The sequence below is a fragment of the Pseudomonas sp. PNPG3 genome (assembly GCF_023093815.1).
In the GTDB taxonomy this organism is placed as follows: Bacteria; Pseudomonadota; Gammaproteobacteria; order Pseudomonadales; family Pseudomonadaceae; genus Aquipseudomonas; species Aquipseudomonas asiatica.
Window position 1 is genome coordinate 24035 of the sequence record NZ_JALLKV010000057.1, and the last position, 14751, is coordinate 38785.

At 62.5% G+C, this 14751-nt stretch carries 17 protein-coding genes; 7 read left to right on the forward strand and 10 right to left on the reverse strand.

Going from position 1 to position 14751, the window contains the following annotated elements; genetic code table 11:
* Window positions 1-94 precede the first annotated feature (94 nt).
* From MJ643_RS25630 to rplU, 5 genes are all read right to left on the reverse strand, one after another.
* Complete coding sequence (locus tag MJ643_RS25630; protein ID WP_161795752.1) at window positions 95-547, reverse strand: CreA family protein; 453 nt, start codon at window positions 545-547, stop codon at window positions 95-97.
* 5 nt (window positions 548-552) lie between these two features.
* Window positions 553-1671, reverse strand: coding sequence for a glutamate 5-kinase (proB, locus tag MJ643_RS25635; RefSeq protein ID WP_015268899.1), 1119 nt, complete (start codon window positions 1669-1671; stop codon window positions 553-555).
* Window positions 1672-1756: 85 nt separating this feature from the next.
* Window positions 1757-2983: an Obg family GTPase CgtA gene (gene cgtA, locus MJ643_RS25640; protein ID WP_038408672.1), complete on the reverse strand. Its 1227-nt coding sequence runs from the start codon at window positions 2981-2983 to the stop codon at window positions 1757-1759.
* A gap of 189 nt (window positions 2984-3172) precedes the next feature.
* Window positions 3173-3430, reverse strand: coding sequence for a 50S ribosomal protein L27 (gene rpmA, locus MJ643_RS25645; RefSeq protein ID WP_003247464.1), 258 nt, complete (start codon window positions 3428-3430; stop codon window positions 3173-3175).
* 38 nt (window positions 3431-3468) lie between these two features.
* Complete coding sequence (gene rplU / locus MJ643_RS25650) at window positions 3469-3783, reverse strand: 50S ribosomal protein L21 (RefSeq protein WP_003247466.1); 315 nt, start codon at window positions 3781-3783, stop codon at window positions 3469-3471.
* A gap of 244 nt (window positions 3784-4027) precedes the next feature.
* On the opposite strand from rplU, the gene MJ643_RS25655 reads away from it, so the two are divergent.
* The 3 genes from MJ643_RS25655 (at window position 4028) to MJ643_RS25665 (ending at window position 5834) form a co-directional block, all read left to right on the forward strand.
* Complete coding sequence (locus MJ643_RS25655) at window positions 4028-4996, forward strand: polyprenyl synthetase family protein (RefSeq protein ID WP_003256318.1); 969 nt, start codon at window positions 4028-4030, stop codon at window positions 4994-4996.
* Between the two features lie 166 nt (window positions 4997-5162).
* Window positions 5163-5504 carry a zinc ribbon domain-containing protein YjdM gene (locus tag MJ643_RS25660; RefSeq protein ID WP_009686103.1) on the forward strand — a complete coding sequence of 114 codons (342 nt, stop codon included), beginning with the start codon at window positions 5163-5165 and terminating at the stop codon, window positions 5502-5504.
* A gap of 84 nt (window positions 5505-5588) precedes the next feature.
* On the forward strand, window positions 5589-5834 hold the full coding sequence (locus tag MJ643_RS25665) for a hypothetical protein (RefSeq protein WP_003256316.1): 246 nt from the start codon (window positions 5589-5591) through the stop codon (window positions 5832-5834).
* 127 nt (window positions 5835-5961) lie between these two features.
* Here the strand turns inward: MJ643_RS25665 and MJ643_RS25670 are convergent, their stop codons facing one another.
* The 5 genes from MJ643_RS25670 to MJ643_RS25690 form a co-directional block, all read right to left on the reverse strand.
* Complete coding sequence (locus MJ643_RS25670; protein WP_003256315.1) at window positions 5962-6579, reverse strand: FKBP-type peptidyl-prolyl cis-trans isomerase; 618 nt, start codon at window positions 6577-6579, stop codon at window positions 5962-5964.
* 85 nt (window positions 6580-6664) lie between these two features.
* Complete coding sequence (locus tag MJ643_RS25675) at window positions 6665-6970, reverse strand: DUF6482 family protein (RefSeq protein ID WP_013970818.1); 306 nt, start codon at window positions 6968-6970, stop codon at window positions 6665-6667.
* A 158-nt stretch (window positions 6971-7128) separates the two neighbouring features.
* Window positions 7129-7617: a TIGR00645 family protein gene (locus MJ643_RS25680; protein ID WP_003247486.1), complete on the reverse strand. Its 489-nt coding sequence runs from the start codon at window positions 7615-7617 to the stop codon at window positions 7129-7131.
* 192 nt (window positions 7618-7809) lie between these two features.
* A complete protein-coding gene (locus MJ643_RS25685; RefSeq protein WP_003247487.1) occupies window positions 7810-8148 on the reverse strand; it encodes a hypothetical protein in 339 nt (112 codons plus the stop codon).
* Window positions 8149-8309: 161 nt separating this feature from the next.
* The gene (locus MJ643_RS25690; RefSeq protein ID WP_013970817.1) at window positions 8310-10748 is read right to left on the reverse strand and encodes an ATP-binding protein; all 2439 of its coding nucleotides are present in this window, start codon (window positions 10746-10748) and stop codon (window positions 8310-8312) included.
* 253 nt (window positions 10749-11001) lie between these two features.
* Between MJ643_RS25690 and MJ643_RS25695 the strand changes: the two genes are divergently transcribed.
* The 4 genes from MJ643_RS25695 (at window position 11002) to MJ643_RS25710 (ending at window position 14580) form a co-directional block, all read left to right on the forward strand.
* On the forward strand, window positions 11002-11490 hold the full coding sequence (locus MJ643_RS25695; RefSeq protein ID WP_003256313.1) for a DUF3015 domain-containing protein: 489 nt from the start codon (window positions 11002-11004) through the stop codon (window positions 11488-11490).
* A 74-nt stretch (window positions 11491-11564) separates the two neighbouring features.
* On the forward strand, window positions 11565-13418 hold the full coding sequence (locus tag MJ643_RS25700) for a DUF4105 domain-containing protein (protein WP_038408669.1): 1854 nt from the start codon (window positions 11565-11567) through the stop codon (window positions 13416-13418).
* Window positions 13419-13658: 240 nt separating this feature from the next.
* Complete coding sequence (locus tag MJ643_RS25705; protein WP_013970815.1) at window positions 13659-14015, forward strand: hypothetical protein; 357 nt, start codon at window positions 13659-13661, stop codon at window positions 14013-14015.
* 67 nt (window positions 14016-14082) lie between these two features.
* Complete coding sequence (locus MJ643_RS25710) at window positions 14083-14580, forward strand: GreA/GreB family elongation factor (protein ID WP_038408667.1); 498 nt, start codon at window positions 14083-14085, stop codon at window positions 14578-14580.
* Window positions 14581-14751 lie beyond the last annotated feature (171 nt).

The following is a 14751-nucleotide window of genomic DNA, read 5'->3' on the forward strand; positions in this document are numbered from 1 at the left end:
CCGCTCCCACATTGACCGGTGTACGCAGGACCTTTGTGGGAGCGGCCTTGTGTCGCGATGGAGGCCAAAGGCCTCCCGGCGATCTGTCAGGCTATCAATGAGCCCAAGGCAGAATCGGAATCGCGGTCACCGCATTCTGCGGGCTGCCTTCGATCATGCGGTCGCTGTACACCAGGTACACCAGCGTATTGCGCTTCTTGTCGAGGAAGCGCACCACCTGCATGGTCTTGAACACCAGCGAGGTGCGTTCCTTGAACACTTCCTCGCCATCCTTCAGCTCACCCTTGAAGTTGATCGGCCCGACCTGGCGACAGGCAATCGATGCCTCCGCCCGGTCCTCCGCCAGCCCCAGCCCACCCTTCACGCCGCCGGTCTTGGCCCGCGACAGGTAGCAGGTCACGCCCTCGACCTTGGGGTCGTCGAACGCCTCGACCACAATGCGGTCATTCGGCCCGAGGAACTTAAACACGGTGGATACCTGGCCGATTTCCTCGGCCCCGGCCAGCATTGGCAGCACCAATGCCGCCACGCCGATTACCCGCTTCAGCACGCTCATACCAGCACCAGGTTGTCGCGGTGCACCAACTCCGGTTCTGCACTGTAGCCCAGCAGGCTTTCGATGGCATCGGATGGCTGGCCGATGATCTTCTGCGCCTCAAGGGCGCTGTAGTTGGCCAGCCCACGGGCTACTTCCAGGCCGTCCGGGCCGACGCACACCACCATCTCGCCACGACGGAAGCTGCCCTGCACGGTCTTCACGCCAACCGGCAGCAGGCTCTTGTTGGCCTGGCGCAGCGCCTGCACGGCACCGGCATCCAGCACCAGGGTGCCACGGGTCTGCAGGTGGCCGGCCAGCCACTGCTTGCGCGCGGCAAGCATGCCGCGCTCGGGCGACAGCAAGGTACCCAGGCGTTCGCCAGCCTTGAGGCGATCCAGCACGCGCTCGATGCGGCCACCGATGATGATGGTGTGGGCACCGGAACGGGCAGCCAGGCGCGCGGCGCGCAGCTTGGTCTGCATGCCGCCACGACCCAGCGCGCCACCGGTACCGCCGGCCACGGCATCCAGTGCCGGGTCGTCGGCGCGAGCCTCGTAGATCAGCTGGGCTTCGGGGTTGTTGCGCGGGTCGGCATCGAACATGCCATCGCGGTCGGTGAGGATCACCAGCAGGTCAGCCTCGACCAGGTTGGCCACCAACGCCGCCAGGGTGTCGTTGTCGCCGAAGCGGATCTCATCGGTGACCACGGTATCGTTTTCGTTGATCACCGGCACCACGCCCAGGTCGACCAGCGTGCGCAGGGTGCTGCGGGCGTTCAGGTAGCGCTTGCGGTCGGACAGGTCGTCATGGGTCAGCAGGATTTGCGCGGTGTGCTTGCCGTGCTCGCCGAAGCTCGACTCCCAGGCCTGCACCAGGCGCATCTGGCCGATCGAGGCTGCCGCCTGCAGCTCGTTCATCGCACTCGGTCGCGACGTCCAGCCCAGCTGGCTCATGCCGGCAGCCACGGCCCCGGAGGAGACCAGTACCAACTCCACGCCTGCCTCACGCAGCGCGACCATCTGCTCGACCCAAACGGCCATGGCACCGCGATCGAGGCCTTTGCCATCGGCGGTCAGCAGAGCACTGCCAATCTTCACGACCCAGCGCTTGGCGCCCGTCACCTTGCTTCGCATCTTCTTCCAACCTATGTCGAATCTGTAGATACCGTGGATACAAAAACGCCGCTCCAAAGAGCGGCGTTTAGTGTACTGCAACCGGTCAGTCGCGCACGTAAATGATTTCCGGGCCGTCTTCGTCGTCCTCGAAATCATCGTCCCAACCGTCATCGTCGCCGATGTCGTGCACGCTCTTGACACCAGTACGGCGCAGGGTACGGGCGTCGTCCAGGGCCTGCAGCTGGGCACGGGCTTCGTCTTCGATGCGCTGGTCGAGGTCGGCCAGCTCTTCGGCGTAGGCCGGGTCGTTGGCCAGGCGGTCGGCGCGGTCTTCGAGGTAGCGCATCAGGTCGTGGCTGAGCTTTTCGGTGCCCTGCTTGGAGATGGCCGAAATCACGTAGACCGGGCCCTCCCACTGCAGGCGCTCGACCACTTCCTTGACCCGCTCGTCGCGCTCGTCAGCAATGACCATGTCGGCCTTGTTCAGCACCAGCCAGCGCTCACGCTCGGCCAGCGACGGGCTGAAGCGGGTCAGCTCGTTGACGATGACTTCGGCGGCATCGGCTGGGCTGCTTCCGTCCAGCGGCGCCATGTCCACCAGGTGCAGCAGTACGCGGGTACGCGCCAGGTGCTTGAGGAAGCGGATACCCAGGCCGGCGCCCTCGGAAGCACCTTCGATCAGGCCAGGAATGTCGGCGATGACGAAGCTCTTCCAGCGGTCGACGCTGACCACACCCAGGTTCGGCACCAGGGTGGTGAACGGGTAGTCGGCCACTTTCGGCTTGGCGGCCGAAACCGAGCGAATGAAGGTGCTCTTGCCGGCATTCGGCAGGCCCAGCAGGCCGACGTCAGCCAGCACTTTCATTTCCATCTTCAGGTCACGCTGGTCACCTGGCTTGCCCGGGGTGGTCTGGCGCGGTGCACGGTTGGTGCTGGACTTGAAGCGGGTGTTGCCCAGGCCGTGCCAGCCGCCTTGGGCGACCATCAGTTTCTGGCCCGGGGTGACCAGGTCACCGATCACTTCCTGGGTGGAGGCGTCGATCACGGTAGTGCCGACCGGCACACGCAGGTACAGGTCGTCGCCTTTCTTGCCGGTGCAGTCGGTGCTGCCGCCGTTGGCGCCACGCTGGGCCTCGTGGTGACGGGTGTAGCGATAGTCGACCAGGGTGTTGAGGTTTTCGTCGGCGATCATGTACACCGAACCACCGTCGCCACCGTCACCACCGTTGGGGCCACCGTTCTCGATGAATTTCTCGCGACGGAAGCTCATGCAACCGTTGCCACCGTCACCGGCCTTGACCCGAATGGATACTTCGTCAACAAACTTCATTCAAAACCGCCTCTCGCCTGCTGGCGAGTTGAATACCTGAAAAACCTGAGGCTCTTGCAAAAATGAGCGCGGCGGCCCCGTACGACCGTAGAAACCCACGCCGGCAGCCCATACAAACAGCTTTGCAAGAGGCTCACCACAAACGAAAAAGCCCCGTCGCATGACGGGGCTTCTGGAGCGACGTCGCGATTAAGCGGCGACGATGCTCACGTAACGGCGCATGAACTCGCCTTTTTTCTCGAACTTGATCACGCCTTCGATCTTGGCGAACAAGGTGTGATCCTTGCCCATGCCAACACCGTAGCCAGCGTGGAATTCGGTGCCGCGCTGACGGACGATGATGTTGCCTGGCTTGATAACCTGGCCGCCATACATCTTCACGCCAAGGCGTTTCGATTCTGAGTCGCGACCGTTACGAGTACTACCACCAGCCTTCTTGTGAGCCATGGTTCAATTCTCCAAATAAATTCAGGGGATCTAGGGGATTAAGCCTGGATACCGGTGATTTTGATCTCGGTGAACCACTGGCGGTGGCCCATACGCTTCATGTGGTGCTTACGACGACGGAACTTGATGATGCGAACCTTGTCGTGGCGGCCTTGCGAAACGACTTCGGCCACTACTTTAGCGCCAGCAACAACTGGAGCACCGATGGTGACTTCTTCACCGTTGGCGACCAGCAGGACGCGATCGAAGGTCACGGATTCGCCAGTGGCGACTTCCAGTTTTTCGATCTTGAGGAATTCACCTTCAGCGACTTTGTACTGCTTGCCGCCGGTAACGATTACTGCGTAAGACATGGTATTTCTCCGATAATCCTGCTCACCCAGCGCTTTATATGATGAGTATTGGCTGGCATGGCTGCACAGGGCTGGAACGGCCCGGCGCAATTGCGTAAGGCAGGTGCTGCCCAGGAAGTTAGGGTGCGCGATTGTACGCAACCGTGGTTTTGCTTGCAAGTGCCGCCCCCGGGGCGCTGGCACCGCGCCTTGACACACCGGGACCCGCGACCTAGCATGCCGCGCAACCTCACTGGAGCAGCCGATGCAACCCCAATCCTTCTACCGCGCGGTGGCTGATGATTTCAGCGCCGTCGACGAGATCATCAAGAAGCAGCTGACCTCGCGCGTGCCGCTGGTATCGAAGATCGGCGACTATATCACGTCCGCCGGTGGCAAGCGCCTGCGCCCCCTGCTGGTGCTGCTGTGTGGCAAGGCCCTGGGCCGCGAAGGCGACGACCTGCGCCTGCTGGCTGCCACCATCGAATTCCTGCACACCGCTACCCTGCTGCACGACGACGTGGTCGACATGTCCGGCATGCGCCGTGGCCGCTCCACCGCCAATGCCCTGTGGGGCAACGCGCCGAGCGTGCTGGTGGGCGACTTCCTCTATTCGCGCTCGTTCGAGATGATGGTCGAACTGGGCTCGATGCCGGTCATGCAGATCCTGTCCAAGGCCACCCGCGTGATTGCCGAAGGTGAAGTGCTGCAGCTGTCGCGGGTACGCGACGCCAGCACCACCGAGGAAGTCTACATGGAGGTCATCCGCGGCAAGACCGCGATGCTCTTCGAGGCTTCGACCCACAGCGCCGCCGCGCTGGCCGAAGCAACCGACGAACAGCGCGAGGCCCTGCGTACCTTCGGTGACCACCTGGGCGTGGCGTTCCAGCTGGTCGACGACCTGCTGGACTACAAGGGCGACTCGCAGACCCTGGGCAAGAACGTCGGTGACGACCTGGCCGAAGGCAAGCCTACCCTGCCGCTGATCTACACCATGCGCGAAGGCACCGCCGAACAGGCTGCGCTGGTGCGCCAGGCGATCCAGAAGGGTGGCCTGGAAGACCTGGAGCAGATTCGCGTGGCAGTCGAGGAGTCGGGTGCTCTGAAGTACACGGCGGAGCTGGCGCGTGACTATGTGAAGCGTGCCATCCAGTGCCTGGAAGTGCTGCCGGCCAGCGAATATCGTGATGCGCTGGTCGAGTTGAGCGAGTTTGCTGTCGCGCGTACTCACTGATAGACCGAGTCGTCTTCATTCGCGGGCAAGCCCGCTCCTACAGGATTGCGTCGCCTGTATGAGCTGGCTTGCCCGCGATGCTTTTGTCCGGACATAATCACTTCCGAAAAAATACCTTATACAATTCGGGTTTTTAACCGCCCGTCTGTTTGTTTGAGGAACCGAAGTGAGCACTCTGCCACCCTGCCCGAAATGCAACTCCGAATACACCTATGAGGATGGCACTCAGCTGATCTGTCCTGAATGCGCCCACGAGTGGTCGGCCAGCGGCGACGCCGAAGCGGCCAGCGACGAGGTGGTGAAGAAGGACTCGGTCGGCAACATCCTGCAGGATGGCGACACCGTCACCGTGATCAAGGACCTCAAGGTCAAGGGCTCGTCCCTCGTGGTCAAGGTCGGCACCAAGGTCAAGAATATCCGCCTGTGCGACGGCGACCACGACATCGACTGCAAGATCGACGGCATCGGCGCCATGAAGCTGAAGTCCGAGTTCGTTCGCAAAGTCTGATTTTCCAAAAAACCGCCAATTGGCGCTTGCTATTCAGGTAATAAGAATTATTCTCATTGGGACTGCTATCCAAGGAGAATAGCCATGACTTATCTGATCGACGCCTGGCTGGACCGCCCTCACCCCTACCTGCGCATTCTTCATCGGGAAACCGGCGAAGTGTGCGCAGTGCTTGAAGAAGAAGCGCTCGACGAGCTGCGTGACCAGGGCGACCTGGACATGAGCGGGCTGAATTCGAGTGAACCGGGGGTACTCAAGGAGCTGGTGCGGAATCTGTTTCTGTTCTGCTATGCGCGGGCGTTGCGCCCCGGGGGGACAGACTGGAATTGAGGCTGGCAGGGCCGGCCTCTTCGCGGGTGAACCCGCTCCCACAGGGACTCCACAGCATTTGAATCCTGCGCTGTACCTGTGGGAGCGGGCTTGCCCGCGAATGGGCCGCAATGCGGCCCCGAGGGCATTACAGAACGTCGAGCAGCTCGACGTCGAACACCAGCACGCTGTGCGGCGGGATGCTGCCAACGCCTTGGGCGCCGTAGGCCAGCTCGCTCGGCACGTACAGGCGCCATTTGCTGCCAGCGTTCATCAGCTGCAGGGCTTCGGTCCAGCCAGCGATCACACCACCTACCGGGAATTCAGCCGGCTGACCACGGTCGTAGGAGCTGTCGAACACAGTGCCGTCGATCAGGGTGCCGTGGTAGTGGGTGCGCACATTGTCTTCGCGGGTCGGCTTGGCGCCTTCACCTGCGGTCAGTACTTCGAACTGCAGGCCCGAAGCCAGGGTGGTGATGCCGTCACGCTTGGCGTTCTCGACCAGGAATGCCTTGCCAGCGGCAGCAGCGGCTTCAGCCTTGGCAGCTGCTTCGGCTTGCATCACTTCGCGGATCACCTTGAAGCTGGCCGACAGGTCGGCTTCGCTGACGCGGCTGTCGGCGCCGTTGAAGGCATCGGTCAGGCCAGCCAGGATGGCTTCCAGGCTGACGCCCGGTGGCGGGTTGTCGCGCAGCTGGCCGCCCAGCTGACGGCCGATGCCGTAGCTGACGCGCGTTTCGTCGGTGGACAGGTTGAGTTCGGACATTGTCGTGCTCCACTGCAGGGCGCAGTGAAGCCGCGCCCTTGATGAAAAGGGCGAGCAGCCTAGCACACTGGGGCGCTGCGAGCAGCTACCAGGCCGAGCGCTGGGAAATCGGCACCTTCAAGTCTTCTTCCGGGTGCGTGCCCATGCCGCACATTTCGTCCTGCACCGACCAGTGCACCAGGTTCATCGAGACCATGGGGATGGTTTGCAGCAACTTGCGTGCATCCTCCACCGAATGCACGCGCAAGCGTTCACCACGGGTGTCGGAGAGAGGATGGGGGTGGCCTTTGATCCGCGCTTCGAGCAGGTAGTCACCGCCTTCGATGGCGATCAGGTTCAGTTCGTCGACATGGCCAGCCCTGGCCTCGGTGTTGAGCTGATGCAGGTTCATGAGAGCACCTCGCGATGGGAACCACGCATGAGAGCTCATTTTTTGTACAGAAAGGGCGAATGCACAAGGCATGACTGACGCCGCTCGTCAGTTGGACCGTGCCGGCCTCTTCGCGGGCTTGCCCGCTCCCAGAGGGATTGCGAAGAGGCCTGAAAGGTTCAGTGCTTGGTCAGCTTGTCCAGGTAACCCATGCAGAATGCCGAGACCACGAAGGTCATGTGGATGATCACGTACCACATCAGGTAATCGGTGGAGATGTTCTGTGCGTCCATGAACACCCGCAGCAGGTGGATGGACGAAATGGCCACAATCGATGCGGCAACCTTCATCTTCAGCGACGAAGAGTCCATCTTGCCCAGCCAGTTGAGCTTTTCCTTGCTCTCGTCGATGTCCAGTTGCGAGACGAAGTTCTCGTAGCCGGAGATCATCACCATCACCAGCAGGCCGCCCACCAGCGACATGTCGATCAGCGACAGGATCACCAGGATCAGGTCGGCTTCGCTGAGGGCGAAGACGTTGGGCAGGACGTGGACCACTTCCTGGAAGAATTTCAGCGCCAGGGCCAGCAGGCCGAGGGACAGGCCGAAGTAGATGGGGGCGAGCAGCCAGCGCGAGGCATACATCGCATTTTCGAGGATACGTTCCATGGAGTTTCGGGACTCATCAGGTGACTAAAAAAGCGACGGCGAGTATAGCCAGCCACCTGTTACAGCAAAAGCCCGGTGAACGGGGCTGCTTTGCAGCCCATCGCGACACAAGGCCGCTCCTACAAGAGATCGCGGTCCCTTGTAGGAGCGGCCTTGTGTCGCGATGGGCCGCAAAGCGGCCCCCTGCATCAATCAGGTCTCAGGATGAAACTGGTAATCCCCCAGATTCCTACACCGCTCACCGTTGATCCGCCGCAACTGCGCCTGCAAATGCAAACACCAGATCTGCGGATCCTCGGCCACCTGGTACCCATGCAAGGTCAGGCTGTCGACAATGGCATTGAGCACAGATTCGGCCACCAGCGGCCCATGGAACGGCCCTTGGGCCTTGATCGCGGACGGTTGTTCACCGGCCATGCCGGCGGCGAACAGCAGCGTCCACATGCCGTTATCCCCGGCCAGCGGACGGATGCTGCATTCGATGCGGGTCACCAGGCCCAGGCACTGGCGTGTGAGGCTGAGATTGCGCATGGCCGCGCCCCCTCCAATAAGCCTTGTTCAGCCTGAACCTCAGGCTGTTTCCATCCTGAACGCTGTTACCGTCCTTAAGTTCCAGCATAGAAGAACGGTACAGAAAGATGGAAAACCGGCGCTGAACGGTAGCACATCGCCGCCAGCGCCGGTTTCTTGACTCAGGCCGGCTTGGCCTGGGCAATCACCTCTTCCAGGCGCTCTTTCTCCGCCTTCTCGATTTCTTCCTCGCTGATCATCTCGGCAATCTCACGCAGGCGCTCCACCACCCGCGCGTTGACGCTGCCTTCGGTGAACTGGCCCTTGTCATCCAGCACACCGGCCTCCTCGCCCACCAGCAGGCTCAACGCCTCGTCGGCCTGGCTGACCGCGTACACGTGGAACATGCCGTTCTCCACTGCCTGCAGCACACGCTCGTCGAGCATCAGCGTGGCAACGTTGGCACGCGGGATGATCACCCCCTGCTCGCCGGTCAGGCCACGCGCCTCGCACAAGCGGAAGAAGCCTTCGATCTTCTCGTTGACCCCACCCACCGCCTGCACTTCACCAAACTGGTTGATCGAGCCGGTAATGGCGAAGCACTGCTTGAGCGGCGTGCGCGACAAGGCCGAGATCAGCGTGCAGGCTTCGCCCAGCGAGGCACTGTCACCGTCCACATAGCCGTAGGACTGTTCCAGGGCGATACTCGCCGAGATCGCCAGCGGGAACTCCTGGGCATAGCGGCTGCCCAGGTAGCCGGTGAGGATCATCACACCCTTGGAGTGGATCGGCTGCCCGAGGTTTACCTCACGCTCGATGTCGACGATACCGCTGCCGCCCGGGTACACGGTGGCGGAGATACGCGCCGGCATACCGAACGCCGAATCACCCACTTCCAGCACGGTCAGGCCGTTGCACTTGCCGATGGCCGCGCCTTCGGTGTCGATCAGGATGATGCCGGCGAGCATGTCGTCCAGCACCCGCTGCGAAACACGCCCGGTGCGGGTGGCCTTGGCCTTGAGCGCACGCTCGATGTGCCCGGCGTCGGTCATTTCGTCACTGGCCAGCTGGCGGATGAAATCGGCTTCGCTGACCAGCTGGAACAGGTCGCCGATACGTGCCGACAGGCGCGACTGGTTTTCTGCCAGGCGGGCGCTGTAGGTGGCCAGACGCGCCACCGCGTCACTGGTCAGTGGCGCCATGCCCTCTTCGTTGGTGCGGGTGCGCAACAGCTGGGCGAACTGCTCCAGGTTCTCGTCGACCATGGGCATGTCTTCGTCGAAGTCCACCAGCACCCGGAACATTTCCTGGAAGTCCGGGTCGTGGTCCTGCAGCGCGTAGTAAAGCTGGCGCGAACCGATGATAACCAGCTTGATGTTCAGCGGGATCATCTGCGGCGTCAGGCTAACGGTGGCCACCCGCCCCAGCTCGCCCAGTGGCGACTCCATCTTCAACTTGCGCGACTGCAGCGCACGCTTGAGCGCGTCCCAGACGAACGGCTCGCCCAACATCTTCTCGGCTTCCAGAATCAGGAAGCCGCCGTTGGCGCGGTGTAGCGCGCCTGGGCGCAGCTGACGGTAAGAGGTGTACAGCGCACCCTGGTCGGTGCTGTATTCGATACGGCCAAACAGGTTGTCGTAGGTCGGGTGCGGCTCGAACACCACCGGCGCACCGCCATCGGCGTGGTGGCCGACCACCAGGCTTGGGGCGTACTGCTCTTCCAGCAGCTTGCGCGCGGCCGCGTCGGTCTTGCTGTCATCGACCAGTTGCTCGACCACGGTACGCAGCAGGTTCAGCTGCACAGACTGCAGGTAGGCGCAGACCGCAGCGTTCTCGGCGTACTTCTCCGACAGCGGCGCCAGCAACGGCTGCAGGGCCAGGGTGATGGTTTCTTCGTTGAGCTGGCGCAGCTGGTTGTTCGACTCGCGTTTCCATTGCGGCAGGCTGGCCAGCTCTTCGTTCAGGCGTTCCTCGAGCAGGGCGATATCCTCGTGGAACTGCTCGCGCACCTCTTCCGGCAACTGGGCGAATTCGGCTTCATCCAGCGCCTTGCCGTCGGCCATCGGGGTGAAGGCGACGTTGCTGGCGTCGCGGTACAGGGCCACGTCCTTTTCCAGCGAGGCGCGCTCGATCACATCCAGGGCGCGGTCGTAACGCTGGTTGAAGGCGCGGTCGATGGCGCCTTTCTTCTGCTGGTACGACGGGTGCTCGAATACCGCAGGGAAGGTCGACAACAGGTTGTCGATCAGCCCGTTCATGTCGGCGATGAACGCTCCGGCGGTGCCGGACGGCAATTCCAGTGCGCGGGGTTCGCGCGTGTCATCGAAGTGGTTGACGTAAACCCAGTCGGCCGGGGTCTGCTGACGTTTGCCCTCGGCCTTGAGGTAGCGCTTGACGAACGAGAAGCGGCCGGTGCCGGGCTCGCCCATCACGTACACGTTGTAACCAGGGCGCGGCATGGCCACGCCAAACTGCAGGGCCTCGACAGCACGCTCCTGGCCCAGGACTCCGCGAAACGGCTCCAGATCGTCGGTATTGGTAAAGGCAAACTGCTCGGGGGAGAAACGCCGGGTCAGGGCTTCAGGCGCGAGACGCAGGCGCGCAGCGACAGGATCGGGCATTGGGTTTCCTTACTTCGGCGGGGCAGATACGCAGCATTCTGGCGCTGCCCGCGCGCGCCTTGCAAGGCTCCGCAGGACTTTATGTCGCAGCCGGTGCGGGTCATGCAACAGCAAATTTTTCGCAATCAACAACGCAACTCTTAGATCGTGCCTAAACTCCAAGCTGCGCGGGTGGGTGAAAAGCTTTCCCGACCTGGCAACCGAGTTGCCAGAAACCCTGACCCTTGGTTAAGTCAAATAGAGAACAAATGCTATGAAACGGATTCTTCTGGGTACTCTGTTCACCGTGGTCTCGATCAATGCCATGGCCGAAGCGCCAGGCGGCCCGAACTGCGGCTGGGGCAACATGCTGTTCGAAGGCCAGCGCGGCACTCCGGCACACTTCCTGGCTTCCACCACCAACGGCACCTCCGGTAACGCCACCTTCGGCATGACCTCCGGCACCAACGGTTGCTCGACCAAAGCGTCGCTGACCTACGGCGGCAAGTCCTGGTTCGCCATGAACGGCATGATGAATGAGCTTTCCGAAGACATGGCCATGGGCCAGGGCGAAGCACTGACCACCTATGCCGTGGTTCTCGGCGTGGCCCCTGAAGACCGTGGCTACTTCGCATCGGTCACCCATCAGCACTTCAACCAGATCTTCAGCAGCGCCGACGTCACTGCCGAAACCGTCCACAGCAACACCCTGGCTGTTCTGAAGAACGACCCACGCCTGGCCAAATACGCAACCGAGGCCTGAGTGCAGCTCCTCCCGCCCCGGCCCCGGGGCGGGTTTCGCCTTTTTTCGGCATCGTTAAGAAGTAGTTGCCCGACATGCTCAAACGCTTCGTATCTCTGGCGCTGTGTGCCTGCGCCCCTGTTCATGCCGCGCCTGTGCTGGACCAAGGCCGTGTCCAGCAACTGGCCAACACCCCTTACTGGATTGCCCTGGGCCATTACGAAACCGCCAAGCTGGGTGGTTGGCGCAGCTACGTGGATGATGATGCGTTCTTCCTTGCCGAGGACGGCGCGCACCACCCCGACCAAGAGCTGCAAGCCACGGTCGAAGCGCTGTACGCCCCGGCCAGCCTCGGTGACAAACATGCCCAGTGCGTATTCCCGGCGCGCACCCGCTGGCTGCGCGAACAGCTCGACCTGCAAGACTTGCCGCAACCTGACTGCCAGGAGTTCACCACCTGGTACCAGTCGATCGACCCACACAGTGCGGCGCTGATCTTCCCGGCGGCCTACCTGAACAGCCCGTCATCGATGTTCGGCCACACCTTGCTGCGCATCGACCAGTCCAACACCCGCAGCGACGACACCACGCTGCTGAGCTACGCAATCAACTTCGGCGCCTACATCGAAGGCAGCGACAACAGCATCCTGTATGCCTGGAAGGGCCTGATGGGTGGCTACCCGGGCCTGTTCGCGCTGATGCCCTACCAGGAGAAACTGTCCGAATACCGCAGCCTGGAAAACCGCGACCTGTGGGAATACCAACTGGACCTGACCCCGGAAGAAACCGGGCGCATGGTCGAACATGTGTGGGAGCTGAAGCAGATCCAGTTCGACTACTTCTTCTTCGATGAGAACTGCTCGTACCGCCTGCTGGAGCTGCTGCAGGTGGCCCGGCCGGGCCTTGACCTGACCTCGCAGTTCCCGCTGACCGCCATCCCGACCGACACGGTGAAAGCCGTGAAGCAGTCCGGCATGGTCGCCAGCGAGACGTACCGCCCCTCTCGCGAACGTGAACTGCTGGCCCGGGCCGAGCCGCTCGATCACGACGAAAAGCGCCAGGTGCTGGCTGTAAGTGCCGACACCGGGCAACTGCAGAGCCCCGAATTCAAGGCCCTCCCCCGCCAGCGCCAGGCACTGGTGCAGGACGCCGCGTACCGCCTGGAGCGTTACCGTGCCAATGGCCAGGAGCGCGACCCTGGGCAGGCGAAACGCAGCTTCGAACTGCTGCGGGCAATCAACAGCAACCCGCCCCCGCCCCTGCAGATCGAGCGCCCAGGCCTGCCCGAGGACGGCCATGACTCGCGCACCTGGCAGCTGGGCGTAGGCACCCGCGAAGACCGCGCCTACGCCGAGTACGGCCTGCGGATGGCCTACCACGACCTGAATGACAACGCCTATGGCTTCCCGCTGGGGGCGCAGATCGAGATCCTGCAGCTGAAGCTGCGCCAGTACGAAGGCAATGACTGGCAGGTGCAGCGCCTGGACCTGGCCACCATCCGCTCGCTGACACCGCGCAACGAGCTGCTCAAGCCCTGGTCATGGCAGGTGGCCGGCGGGCTGGAGCGCGTGCCGGGCAAGCATGATGACGAAGTGCTGGTAAGCCATGTGAACGGCGGGGCCGGCGGCACCTGGCAACTGGCCGACGGGTTGCTGGGCTTTGCCCTGGGCACGCTGCGGGTCGAGCACCACAATGATTTTGCCCAGTTCATCGCCCCGGCGGCGGGCTTCAATGGCGGGCTGCTGTGGCGCAACGGGCTGGGCAACATGACGCTGGAGGCCAAGGGCGATTATTTCACCAATGGCGAAGTACGGCGCAGTGTGAGCCTTAACCAGCAATGGGAGATCAGCCAGAACCTGGGCCTGCGGTTGAGTGCTTCGCGAGAGTTCAGCCACCTGGCTACGGCGCAGAACGAGGTGATGCTGGAGTTGAAGTGGTATCACTACTGAAGCGGACTTTGTGGGAGCGGCCTTGCGTCGCGAAAGGGGTGCGAAGCGCCCCCAGATTGTTGCACTCATGCAGAATTGCCGGGGCCGCTTTGCGGCCCTTTCGCGACGCAAGGCCGCTCCCACAAATGACCGCATCAAGGCTGACCTGTGTGAACCAACCGACTCTTTGACACTGTTTTAACGGCTCCCCGACAAATCGCCACCTAGACTTTCCAGTATCAACCGGAGGGTTTTGTGGTTATGTCGCGGTACTGGTTCGGCGTGTGCATGGCGTTGTTGCTGTCTGGTTGCGAAACCACCCACGAGCAGATGGTCCACCAGGGTTATCCCCCCGCCTATGCCGATGGCTTCCAGGACGGCTGCAGCAGCGGCCGACAGGCGGCAGGGCTGATGGTCGGCGCTTTTCGCAAGGACGTGCCGCGCTACCTGCACGAGCGCCAGTACGAAAGCGGCTGGGACGACGGCTTTCGCCAGTGCCACGCCATGCAGAACAGCGAAGAACAGCGCCAGTACCACGAGCGCTTCTGGGACCAGCGCGAGCGCGACTGGGAGCAGGAAAAGGACCGCGACGCCGCACGCGCCTATCGCCACAACTGAGTCGCAAACGGACATCCCTTGAAACCGGCGGCCTGCGATGATGGTCTCCTGCAAAAGGAGGCCACGCATGAGCCGAGCATTCGTCAACGAAGACCAGGCCGCCGCCCAGGCTGATCAGCCGGTCGAGCGACGGGTCAGCGAACAACCCAACTACGTGACCGCCAGTGGCCTGCGCCAACTGCAGGAGCGCGTGACCGAGCTGAATGCCCTGCGCAGCGAACTGCAGGCACAAGTTGAACGTGGCGACAAGCAGCGGCTGGCGGATACCGAACGGGACCTGCGCTACTTCAGCGCGCGAGTGCAAAGCGCCCAGGTTGTGCCGGCGGCGACATCGCGCAGCAAGGTGCAGATTGGCAGCCGGGTGCGGTTTGTCGATGCGCAGGACCAGGAACATGTGGTGCGGCTGGTGGGCGAGGATGAGGCGGATGCCGGGCGGGGGTTGATAAACTGGGGTTCGCCGTTGGGGCGGGCTTTGCTCGGGGCGGGGCCTGGGGATGAAGTGGTCTGGCGGCGGCCGGTGGGGGAGCAGGTGATCGAAGTGGTTGAGGTTTTTGGTGAAGATTGAGGACCTTGGGGCTGCTTTGCAGCCCATCGCGACACAAGGCCGCTCCCACAGGAGTACGCAATTCCCTGTGGGAGCGGCCTTGTGTCACGAAAGGGCCGCAAAGCGGCCCCAACGGCGAGGGTGTCAGAAATTTTGTGTTCGGGCATAACATGAGTAAGAGGTGCATGTATG

Coding starts and splice junctions, on each gene's coding strand:
- MJ643_RS25710 (WP_038408667.1), top strand. CDS start 14,083: ATGAGCCGAGCATTCGTCAACGAAGACCAGGCCGCCGCCCAGGCTGAT.
- MJ643_RS25705 (WP_013970815.1), top strand. CDS start 13,659: ATGTCGCGGTACTGGTTCGGCGTGTGCATGGCGTTGTTGCTGTCTGGT.
- MJ643_RS25695 (WP_003256313.1), top strand. CDS start 11,002: ATGAAACGGATTCTTCTGGGTACTCTGTTCACCGTGGTCTCGATCAAT.
- proB (WP_015268899.1), bottom strand. CDS start 1,671: ATGCGAAGCAAGGTGACGGGCGCCAAGCGCTGGGTCGTGAAGATTGGC.
- MJ643_RS25670 (WP_003256315.1), bottom strand. CDS start 6,579: ATGTCCGAACTCAACCTGTCCACCGACGAAACGCGCGTCAGCTACGGC.
- MJ643_RS25655 (WP_003256318.1), top strand. CDS start 4,028: ATGCAACCCCAATCCTTCTACCGCGCGGTGGCTGATGATTTCAGCGCC.
- MJ643_RS25685 (WP_003247487.1), bottom strand. CDS start 8,148: ATGCGCAATCTCAGCCTCACACGCCAGTGCCTGGGCCTGGTGACCCGC.
- MJ643_RS25690 (WP_013970817.1), bottom strand. CDS start 10,748: ATGCCCGATCCTGTCGCTGCGCGCCTGCGTCTCGCGCCTGAAGCCCTG.
- MJ643_RS25675 (WP_013970818.1), bottom strand. CDS start 6,970: ATGAACCTGCATCAGCTCAACACCGAGGCCAGGGCTGGCCATGTCGAC.
- rpmA (WP_003247464.1), bottom strand. CDS start 3,430: ATGGCTCACAAGAAGGCTGGTGGTAGTACTCGTAACGGTCGCGACTCA.
- MJ643_RS25665 (WP_003256316.1), top strand. CDS start 5,589: ATGACTTATCTGATCGACGCCTGGCTGGACCGCCCTCACCCCTACCTG.
- cgtA (WP_038408672.1), bottom strand. CDS start 2,983: ATGAAGTTTGTTGACGAAGTATCCATTCGGGTCAAGGCCGGTGACGGT.
- MJ643_RS25680 (WP_003247486.1), bottom strand. CDS start 7,617: ATGGAACGTATCCTCGAAAATGCGATGTATGCCTCGCGCTGGCTGCTC.
- MJ643_RS25700 (WP_038408669.1), top strand. CDS start 11,565: ATGCTCAAACGCTTCGTATCTCTGGCGCTGTGTGCCTGCGCCCCTGTT.
- rplU (WP_003247466.1), bottom strand. CDS start 3,783: ATGTCTTACGCAGTAATCGTTACCGGCGGCAAGCAGTACAAAGTCGCT.